The following is an 8928-nucleotide window of genomic DNA, read 5'->3' as shown; positions in this document are numbered from 1 at the left end:
GGACGCCTGCCGCCCTTACTCCCGATACTCCTCGGCCGCCACCCGTGACGGCAGGTTTTTGAAGGCCGCCAGGGCGCGCTCGCGGGACATCGACAGATCGACCATCGGCGGCGGGTAATCGGCCACGCCGAACAGGCCACCCATGGCAGCCGGGTTGTGGATATCTTTTTCGCTCAATCCCGCCAGCTCTGGCAGCCAGTGCTTGATGAACGTCCCTTGGCTGTCGAACCTCTGCGACTGGCTCAAGGGGTTGAAGATGCGGAAGTAGGGCGCCGAATCGGTGCCGGTGGATGAACTCCATTGCCAGCCACCGTTATTCGCCGCCAGGTCGCCGTCGATCAGATGGCGCATGAAAAAACGCTCGCCCTGGCGCCAGTCGATCAGCAGGTTCTTGGTCAGGAACATCGCCACGATCATCCGCAAACGATTGTGCATCCAGCCGGTTTCCAGCAACTGGCGCATGGCTGCATCGATGATCGGCAGACCGGTGCGGGCCTGCTGCCAGGCCGCCAGCTCCTCGGGGGCATCGCGCCAGGCCACGGCTTCGGTTTCCGGGCGGAAGGTCCGGTGCCGGGACACCCGCGGATAACCCACCAGGATGTGTTTGTAGAACTCGCGCCAGAGCAGTTCGTTGATCCAGGTGACGGCGCCGGGGCTACCACTGGCGAACTCGCCCCGGTTGTTTTGCAGCGCCGCGTGCAGGCATTGGCGCGGCGACAGCACGCCGGCGGCGAGGTAGGGCGAAAGCTGGCTGGTGCCGGGCCTGGCCGGCAAGTCGCGCTCGGCTTGGTAGTGGTCGAGCTGCGTCTCGGCAAAGCGCGCCAGGCGTTGTTGCGCCGCGGTTTCACCGGCCGGCCATAGCGCCTGCAGGTGCGGGCCGGGTGTGGGGAAGCCCTCGATCTGCCGGGGCAGCGCATCGGCCTTTATCCTCAGCGCGGCTTGCGCCCTGGGAGCCGCCAGCTGTGGCGGCAAGGCGCTGTGCAGCCGGTTGTAGCAGACCTTGCGAAACTGGCTGAAGACCTGGAAGTAGCCGCCGCTCCTGGTCAGCACACTGCCGGGCCGGAACAGCAGTTGGTCGAGGTAACTGTGGAAGCCCACGCCCTGGCTCTTCAGCAGGCTGGCCACTGCCGTATCGCGGCGACTCTCGTGAATGCCGTATTCCTCATTGACGTGCAGCGCCTCGATGGCCAGTTCCCGACACAGCTGCAACAGCACCTGGGGGGCCTGCTCCCAGCTCGGCGCTTGGCGGATCAGCAGCGGGATATTCAGCCGCGCCAGGTCGCCGCTCAACTGCTCAAGGTTACGCAGCCAGAAGTCGACCTTGCACGGCGCATCGTCATGCGCCTGCCATTGCCGCGGGCTCAGCAGGTACAGGGCGACGGTCGGCCCGCGCTGGGTCGCGGCGCTCAGCGCGGTGTTGTCATGCAGGCGCAGGTCGCTGCGTAGCCAGATCAGTTGCATGGGAATTCCTGCATTAGAGAAGCCTTAGCCCGGTCAGGGCCTGGTGTGCCGAGAGCGGGTCTGCGGCGAGGTGCAGATTGGCGATCTCGGTAGTGCAGATGGCCAGTTCGGCGTGGTGGATGCTCACTGCTGGGCCGACGATGAGTACCGGGCGGTCGAGGCCGCCGAGCAGGTGTGGCAGTTGCCGCAGGTTGATCGACTGGCTCGAGTACAGCAGCACGCCCCGCGCTTTCAGGTGTTCGGCGGCCAGGGCCAGTTCACCGGGGGGCAGCGGCCAGTCGAAGACTTCCACCGGGCAGTCGGCATTGCTGATCAGCCAGGCGCAGAGCCACAGGTGCGGCTCCAGCGGCAGGTCCGAGTGATTGATCAGCAGCAGCGGGGCGCCTTGCAGCTGGCGATTGTTGTGATAGACCCGCACCGCGAATTTGCTGCGCAGCCAGGAATGGAAAAACACCCGCTCCATCCGCATGCCAAAGCGGCCCTGCCAGCGCTGTTCGAGTTCGCCCAGCAGTGGTAGCAGCAGGTGCTCGCACAAGGTTCGTGGCGGATAGAGCGCCATGGCCTGGTTGAAGCTTTCGTCGACCTGGCGCTCGGCCAGTTGGCTGATGGCCTGAATCAGGCGCTGGCGTTGCAGGTGCCAGTCGTTGTGGGCCGGTTCGCTGGGCGCCGGCTCGGCGTCCAGCAGGTGCTTGACCTGGCTGACCGCCACCCCGCGATCGAGCCAGGTCAGGATCTTCAGGATGCGCTGCACGTGTTCGTTGGAAAACAGCCGGTGACCCTTGGCGGTGCGTTGCGGCACGATCAGCCCGTAACGACGTTCCCAGGCGCGCAGGGTGACGGCGTTGACCCCGGTCTGGCGGGTCACCTCGCGAATCGGCAACCAGCTTTGCTCATGGGCGCCATCGGATTCGCTGGCGGATGCATCCGGGTCGAGCCTCGAGTCATTCATGGTTCAGAGCGCGTTGCGCAGGCTGAGGCTTTCCGGGTGGGGCTGCAGGTACGCCTGTTGCGCGATGTAGGGATCAGGGTGCCGGCGCAGGTGATGCTTGAGCAGGGTCAGCGGCACCACCAGCGGCACGATGCCGTGGCGGTACTGGGTGATGAGGTGCTGCATTTCCTGTTTGTCGTCGCGGCTGATGGCTTGCTTGAGATAGCCGCTGATGTGTTGCAGCACGTTGCTGTGGGTGCGGCGGGTGGCGCACTTTTTCAGGGCCGTCATCAACTGGCTGAAATAACGCGGGCCGACGTGCGCCGGGTCGCTTTGGCCCATGCTGCCCAGCAGATTGCCGAGGACCTTGTATTGCTCCGGGTTGTGGGCCATCAACAGGTATTTGTAGCGCGCGTGAAAGTCGGTCAGGCGGCGACGGCTCAGGCCCTGCCTGAGCACGTCCTGCCAGGCGCTGTAGGCGAATACCCGGGTCAGGAAGTTTTCCCGCAGCACCGGATCCTTGAGCCGGCCGTCTTCTTCCACCGGCAGGTCCGGATGGCGGCTGCAGAAAGCCTGGGCATGGATGCCGCGTCCGCTGAGCTTGGCGGGGCGGCCCAGGTCCTGATAGACCTTGACCCGCTCCAGGCCGCAGGACGGAGATTTCTGCATGAAGATGTAGCCGCAGAGGCTGTCCAGTTCAGCGGCCATGCGCTGGCCGTAATCCGTGAGTGCCCGGGTGACATCCATGGTTTGGTCGACGCTGCCAACGGCCCGCGGTTGCCGCGGATCGCCCATCAGGCGGATCGGTTCGCGGGGAGTACCCAGGCCAATGGCGACTTCCGGGCACAGCGGGACAAACTCGAAAAACTCAGCGAGGGCCTGGCTGCACAGGCGCGATTCCTTGTGCCCGCCGTTGTAGCGCACAGGCGCCCCCAACAGGCAGGCGCTGATGGCGATTCTCGGCTTGTCGGCCTGGGCTGGATTGTCGGGCATGTGAGAGGCTCCGGTTTTATGTACAAAAATAAGATCTTGTACAACTTTCCCTCATCATAGGATCAAAGGTGTGCAAGTCAAATATTTTGTACAGCTTTGCCGCGCAGCCTTTTGGGTTACGTCCTGCTCATCTGTCGTGCGATTGCTGGCTGGCTAACGCATGAGATTGTGGCGCGCGTTTTTCTTCGTCTCGGAACGGTCCGACTGGCAGAAGTGTGTTCGAGTCTTGAGCGGAGCAGACAGGCTGCTGTCCATGGCGACAGCAGCAAGGTTACGCGGGGTGATGCGCTTACAGGTTTTCGTGCAACCGGCGGGCGGCCTCCTGCCCGCTGAGCCAGGCTCCTTCGACGCGACCGGACAGGCACCAGTCGCCGCACACATAGAGCCCCAGGTCGACATCCGCCAGGGCTCCCCACTCATGGCTGCTGGCCGGGCGAGCGTAGAGCCAGCGGTGGGCGAGGCTGAAGGTCGGGGCGGGCATGGCGCTGTGCAGCAGTTCGGCGAATGCGCCGTGCAGCTGTTCGATCACGGCTTCTTTCGGCAGATCGATGTGCTGGCGGCTCCAGGTGCTGCTGGCATGCAGGACCCAGGTGTCGAGGCTGTTGTCGCGTCCTGGCTTGCTACGGTTGCGGGCTAGCCAGTCCAGCGGGCTGTCCTGTACGAAGCAGCCTTCCACCGGGGTTTCCAGCGCGCTCTCGAATGCCAGGGCGACAGCCCAGGTCGGGTCCATTTTCACCCCGGCGGCGGCACTCGCCAGTTTCGGTGCGGCGGCCAGCAGGGCGGTGGCCTGGGGGGCCGGCGTGGCGATGATCACGTGGCTGAACGGACCATGGGTGAAACCTTCGGCATCCTGCAGGTGCCAATGCTGTTCGCCGCGGTAGACCTCGGTGATGCGGCAGGCGAAATGCACCTCCGTTTCGCCCAGCAGGCCACGGGTGATGGCGCTCATGCGTGGGGTGCCGACCCAGCGGGTCTGTTCGTCCGGCGACGGGGTGAGCTGGCCGCCATGGAAGTTGTACAGCTGCGGCGCCCATTCGGCGGCCCAGCCATTGGCTTGCCAGCGCTGGACTTCGGTGACGAAGCGCCGGTCGCGGGCGGTGAAATATTGCGCGCCCATGTCCAGCGCGCCGGCGTCGCTGCGTTTGCTGGACATACGCCCGCCGCTGCCGCGGCTCTTGTCGAAGAGTTGCACGACATGCCCGGCGTCTCTCAGCGCCTGGGTGGCGGAGAGTCCGGCGATGCCGGTACCAATGATTGCGATGGGTACGGTCATAGGGGCCTCGTTTACCTTTCTGTGCAGACTACGCCGTCGTTAAAATCTGTACAATTTTGTTGTTTGGTATAACTTTCGGCGTTATCGGTTTTACAGGGTGTCCTATTGTTAAACACAGAGCCTGCCCGATTGAAAAGATCCCTGCTTATAAAAATAGACTAGGGATGGGGGTAAAACGCCACGCGAGGAAGATGTCATGCACATATTGCTGACCGGCGGTACTGGTTTGATAGGACGTCAGCTCTGCCGTCACTGGTTGACCCAGGGCCATCAGTTGACCGTATGGAGTCGTCGGCCCACCGAGGTGCCCAAACTCTGTGGCGCTCAGGTTCGTGGCATCGCCCGCCTGGACGAGCTCGCAGAGGAACCGGTCGACGCCATCATTAATCTGGCGGGAGCACCGATCGCCTATCGGCCCTGGACTCACAGGCGCAAGGCGTTGCTCTGGAGCAGCCGCATTACCCTGACGGAAAAGCTGCTGGCCTGGCTGGAAAGCCGGGGGCAGAAGCCCGGGTTGCTGATCTCCGGGTCGGCCGTGGGCTGGTATGGCGATGGCGGGGAGCGCGAGCTGAACGAGGATTCGCCCCCGGTCAGTGAGGATTTCGCCAGCCAGTTGTGTATCGCCTGGGAGGAGACCGCGCAGCGTGCCGAGGCCATGGGCCTGCGTGTGGTGCTGATTCGCACGGGCCTGGTGCTGGCGGCCGAGGGCGGCTTTTTGTCGCGCCTGCTGCTGCCCTTCAAACTGGCGCTGGGCGGGCCGATCGGCAACGGTCGGCAGTGGATGCCGTGGATTCATATCAAGGATCAAATCGCCCTGATTGATTTTCTTCTGCACCGCAGTGATGCCAGCGGTCCTTATAATGCCTGCGCGCCCAAGCCGGTGCGCAATCGCGAGTTCGCCAAGACCCTGGGCAGCGTCTTGCACCGGCCGGCGGTAGTGCCGGTGCCGGCCTTTGTCTTGCGTGTCGGCCTGGGGGAATTGTCGTTGTTGCTGCTGGGTGGTCAGCGCGCGGTCCCCGCGCGGTTGCAGGCCGCCGGATTCACTTTCCAGTTCACTGATTTGCGTGCGGCCCTGGACGACCTGTCCAGCCGCCTCTGAAATAGGACGTTGCATGACCGATCACGCGTTGCTCCTGGTCAACCTGGGTTCGCCGGCCTCCACCTCGGTGGCGGATGTTCGCAGCTACCTCAATCAATTCCTGATGGACCCTTACGTGATCGATCTGCCGTGGCCGGTTCGGCGGCTGCTGGTGTCGCTGATCCTGATCAAGCGGCCGGAGCAATCGGCCCATGCCTACGCCTCGATCTGGTGGGAGCAGGGTTCGCCGCTGGTGGTGCTCAGCCGCCGCTTGCAGGAAGCCATGACGCGGGAGTGGAAGCACGGCCCGGTGGAACTGGCGATGCGTTATGGCGAGCCGTCCATCGAGTCGGCGTTGCTGCGCCTGGTGGCCCAGGGGCAGAAGAAGATCACCCTGGCGCCGCTCTATCCACAATTCGCCGACAGCACCGTGACCACGGTGGTGGAGGAAGCCCGGCGGGTGATTCGGGACAAGAAGCTGGATGTGCAGCTTTCGGTGCTGCAGCCGTTTTACGATCGGCCGGAGTACCTCGAAGCGCTGGTGGCCAGTGCCAGGCCGCACCTGCAACAGGACTTCGATCATCTGCTGCTGAGCTTCCATGGCTTGCCCGAGCGGCACCTGAAAAAGCTCAATCCCGGCCACAGCCTGGAAGGCGATTGCTGCCGCGACGCGACACCCGAGGTGGCCGCCACCTGTTACCGCGGCCAGTGCCTGAGCACGGCCCGGGCATTCGCCGAACGCATGGGGCTGGCGGACGGCAAGTGGTCGGTGTCGTTCCAGTCCCGTCTGGGGCGTGCCAAGTGGATCGAGCCCTATACCGAAGCGCGCCTGGATGAATTGGCCCGACAGGGGGTGAAGAAGATCCTGGTGATGTGCCCGGCGTTTGTCGCCGACTGCATCGAGACCCTGGAAGAGATCGGTGATCGCGGTCGCGAACAGTTCCGCGAAGCGGGAGGGGAGGAATTGGTGCTGGTGCCGTGCCTGAACGACGACCCGCAATGGGCCAAGGCATTGAACACCTTGTGCGAGCGTGCGCCTTTGGCGTTGTAAACGCATCGCGGGCAAGCCTTGCTCCTACGGCAGCACCGTTGGTAGGAGCGAGGCTTGCCCGCGATGGATTTCCGGCTGACGCGGATCCTCAGATCAGCGGTTCCTCAGCCTTCTTGTTCTTCCAGCCATCGTTGCCCGGCAGGATCAGGTTCAGCGCAATCGCGACGACGGCGCACAGGGCGATCCCTTTCAGGCCGAAGTCGTCCGGACCTGTACCGGTACCGATCAACACCCCGCCAATCCCGAACACCAGGGTCACCGAGACGATCACCAGATTGCGGGCTTCGCCCAGGTCGATCTTGTGACGGATCAGGGTGTTCATGCCCACCGCCGCGATCGAGCCGAACAACAGGCAGAGAATCCCGCCCATCACCGGTACCGGAATGCTTTGCAGCAGTGCGCCGAACTTGCCGATAAACGCCAGGCTGATAGCGAAGACTGCCGCCCAGGTCATGATTTTCGGGTTGTAGTTCTTGGTCAGCATGACCGCGCCAGTCACTTCGGCGTAGGTGGTATTGGGCGGACCGCCAAACAGGCCGGCGGCGGTGGTGGCGATGCCGTCACCGAACAGGGTGCGATGCAGGCCGGGCTTCTTCAGGTAATCGCGACCGGTCACGCTGCCGACTGCGATCACCCCACCGATGTGCTCGATGGCGGGTGCCAGGGCCACAGGGACGATGAACAGGATCGCCTGCCAGTTGAACTCCGGCGCGGTGAAGTGCGGCAGGGCCAGCCAGGGGGCCGCGGCGATCTTCGCGGTATCGACCACGCCGAAGTAGAACGACAGGGCAAAGCCCACCAGTACCCCGGAGATGATCGGCACCAGGCGGAAGATGCCTTTGCCGAACACCGCGACGATCAGGGTGGTCAGCAGCGCCGGCATCGAGATCATCATCGCCGTCTGGTAATGAATCAGCTCGCTGCCGTCGCCGGCCTTGCCCATCGCCATGTTGGCGGCGATCGGTGCCATGGCCAGGCCGATGGAAATGATCACCGGGCCAATCACCACCGGCGGCAGCAGCCGGTCGATGAAACCGGTGCCCTTGATCTTCACCGCCAGGCCCAGGAAGGTATAAACGAAACCGGCCGCCATCACCCCGCCCATGGTCGCGGCCAGGCCGAACTGGCCCTTGGCGAGAATGATCGGGGTGATGAAGGCAAAGCTGGAGGCCAGGAATACCGGTACCTGGCGCCCGGTCACGAGCTGGAACAACAGAGTCCCGAGACCCGCCGTGAACAGCGCCACGTTGGGGTCGAGACCGGTAATCAGCGGCATCAACACCAACGCGCCAAAGGCCACGAAGAGCATCTGCGCGCCAGACAGCACCTGGCGCCAGAGCGGATCGTTGAACTCATCCCGCATGCTCAGGCGTCCTTCTGCTTGGTGCCGAAGATCTTGTCGCCGGCATCGCCCAGGCCTGGGATGATGTAGCCGTGCTCGTTGAGTTTCTGATCGATGGATGCGGTGTAGATGGTCACGTCCGGGTGAGCTTTCTCGACGGCTTCGATGCCCTCGGGAGCGGCGACCAGCACCATGGCGCGGATGTCCTTGCAGCCAGCCTTTTTCAACAGGTCGATGGTCGCGACCATGGAGCTGCCGGTGGCGAGCATCGGGTCGATGATCATGGCCAGGCGTTCGTCGATTTCCGGAACCAGTTTTTCCAGGTAGGTGTGCGCCTGCAGGGTTTCTTCGTTGCGGGCCACGCCCACGGCGCTGACCTTGGCGCCCGGGATCAGGCTGAGCACGCCTTCGAGCATGCCGATACCGGCGCGCAGGATCGGCACCACGGTAATCTTCTTGCCGGCGATCTTCTCGACCTGGACGGGGCCGCACCAGCCCGGAATCTCATAGGATTCGAGCGGCAGGTCTTTGGTGGCTTCGTACGTCAGCAGGGCACCGACTTCCTGAGCGAGCTCGCGAAAGTTCTTCGTGCTAATGTCGGCGCGGCGCATAAGGCCAAGTTTGTGTCGGATCAGCGGATGGCGGATCTCACGGATGGGCATAGGGAAAGGCTCCGGCGGCGGGCAAAAAAACCGGCCTAGATTAATCTATCCGAGGGTGTTGTCCTATAGACATCTAAGTACGTTAGTCCAGAAACGCTTGATCTGACCGGGCCGGATGCGTACCTTTGCTCGCTTTTCCG

At 63.7% G+C, this 8928-nt stretch carries 8 protein-coding genes; 2 read left to right on the top strand and 6 right to left on the bottom strand.

Annotation, left to right across the window (positions count from 1 at the left end; translation table 11 throughout):
- Positions 1-15 precede the first annotated feature (15 nt).
- The 4 genes from phrB to AC07PQ_RS28705 all read right to left on the bottom strand — a co-directional run bounded on the left by phrB (position 16) and on the right by AC07PQ_RS28705 (position 4655).
- Positions 16-1461 carry a deoxyribodipyrimidine photo-lyase gene (gene phrB / locus AC07PQ_RS28720; protein WP_493186633.1) on the bottom strand — a complete coding sequence of 482 codons (1446 nt, stop codon included), beginning with the start codon at positions 1459-1461 and terminating at the stop codon, positions 16-18.
- Positions 1462-1474: 13 nt separating this feature from the next.
- A complete protein-coding gene (locus AC07PQ_RS28715) occupies positions 1475-2410 on the bottom strand; it encodes a MerR family transcriptional regulator (protein ID WP_492570718.1) in 936 nt (311 codons plus the stop codon).
- A 3-nt stretch (positions 2411-2413) separates the two neighbouring features.
- Positions 2414-3382 carry a YbgA family protein gene (locus AC07PQ_RS28710; protein ID WP_492570719.1) on the bottom strand — a complete coding sequence of 323 codons (969 nt, stop codon included), beginning with the start codon at positions 3380-3382 and terminating at the stop codon, positions 2414-2416.
- 289 nt (positions 3383-3671) lie between these two features.
- Positions 3672-4655: an NAD(P)/FAD-dependent oxidoreductase gene (locus AC07PQ_RS28705; RefSeq protein WP_007928371.1), complete on the bottom strand. Its 984-nt coding sequence runs from the start codon at positions 4653-4655 to the stop codon at positions 3672-3674.
- Positions 4656-4851: 196 nt separating this feature from the next.
- Between AC07PQ_RS28705 and AC07PQ_RS28700 the strand changes: the two genes are divergently transcribed.
- Entirely contained in the window at positions 4852-5754 is a 903-nt protein-coding gene (locus AC07PQ_RS28700; protein WP_493186632.1) for a TIGR01777 family oxidoreductase, read from the top strand.
- A gap of 13 nt (positions 5755-5767) precedes the next feature.
- Positions 5768-6784, top strand: coding sequence for a ferrochelatase (hemH, locus tag AC07PQ_RS28695; RefSeq protein WP_007928375.1), 1017 nt, complete (start codon positions 5768-5770; stop codon positions 6782-6784).
- Between the two features lie 88 nt (positions 6785-6872).
- Here the strand turns inward: hemH and AC07PQ_RS28690 are convergent, their stop codons facing one another.
- Together AC07PQ_RS28690 and upp are read right to left on the bottom strand one after the other, a co-directional pair.
- Positions 6873-8147, bottom strand: coding sequence for a uracil-xanthine permease family protein (locus AC07PQ_RS28690; protein WP_053262590.1), 1275 nt, complete (start codon positions 8145-8147; stop codon positions 6873-6875).
- 2 nt (positions 8148-8149) lie between these two features.
- Positions 8150-8788, bottom strand: coding sequence for a uracil phosphoribosyltransferase (gene upp, locus AC07PQ_RS28685; protein WP_007928379.1), 639 nt, complete (start codon positions 8786-8788; stop codon positions 8150-8152).
- Positions 8789-8928 lie beyond the last annotated feature (140 nt).

The organism is Pseudomonas sp. GW821-FHT09E12 (assembly GCF_059416085.1).
The sequence above is the reverse complement of the archived record's forward strand: the minus strand, read 5'-3'. Positions and strand labels throughout refer to the sequence as shown.

What these genes read in the sequence shown, in the direction of transcription:
- phrB (WP_493186633.1), bottom strand. Translation starts at nt 1,461, where the DNA reads ATGCAACTGATCTGGCTACGCAGCGACCTGCGCCTGCATGACAACACC.
- AC07PQ_RS28715 (WP_492570718.1), bottom strand. Translation starts at nt 2,410, where the DNA reads ATGAATGACTCGAGGCTCGACCCGGATGCATCCGCCAGCGAATCCGAT.
- AC07PQ_RS28710 (WP_492570719.1), bottom strand. Translation starts at nt 3,382, where the DNA reads ATGCCCGACAATCCAGCCCAGGCCGACAAGCCGAGAATCGCCATCAGC.
- AC07PQ_RS28705 (WP_007928371.1), bottom strand. Translation starts at nt 4,655, where the DNA reads ATGACCGTACCCATCGCAATCATTGGTACCGGCATCGCCGGACTCTCC.
- AC07PQ_RS28700 (WP_493186632.1), top strand. Translation starts at nt 4,852, where the DNA reads ATGCACATATTGCTGACCGGCGGTACTGGTTTGATAGGACGTCAGCTC.
- hemH (WP_007928375.1), top strand. Translation starts at nt 5,768, where the DNA reads ATGACCGATCACGCGTTGCTCCTGGTCAACCTGGGTTCGCCGGCCTCC.
- AC07PQ_RS28690 (WP_053262590.1), bottom strand. Translation starts at nt 8,147, where the DNA reads ATGCGGGATGAGTTCAACGATCCGCTCTGGCGCCAGGTGCTGTCTGGC.
- upp (WP_007928379.1), bottom strand. Translation starts at nt 8,788, where the DNA reads ATGCCCATCCGTGAGATCCGCCATCCGCTGATCCGACACAAACTTGGC.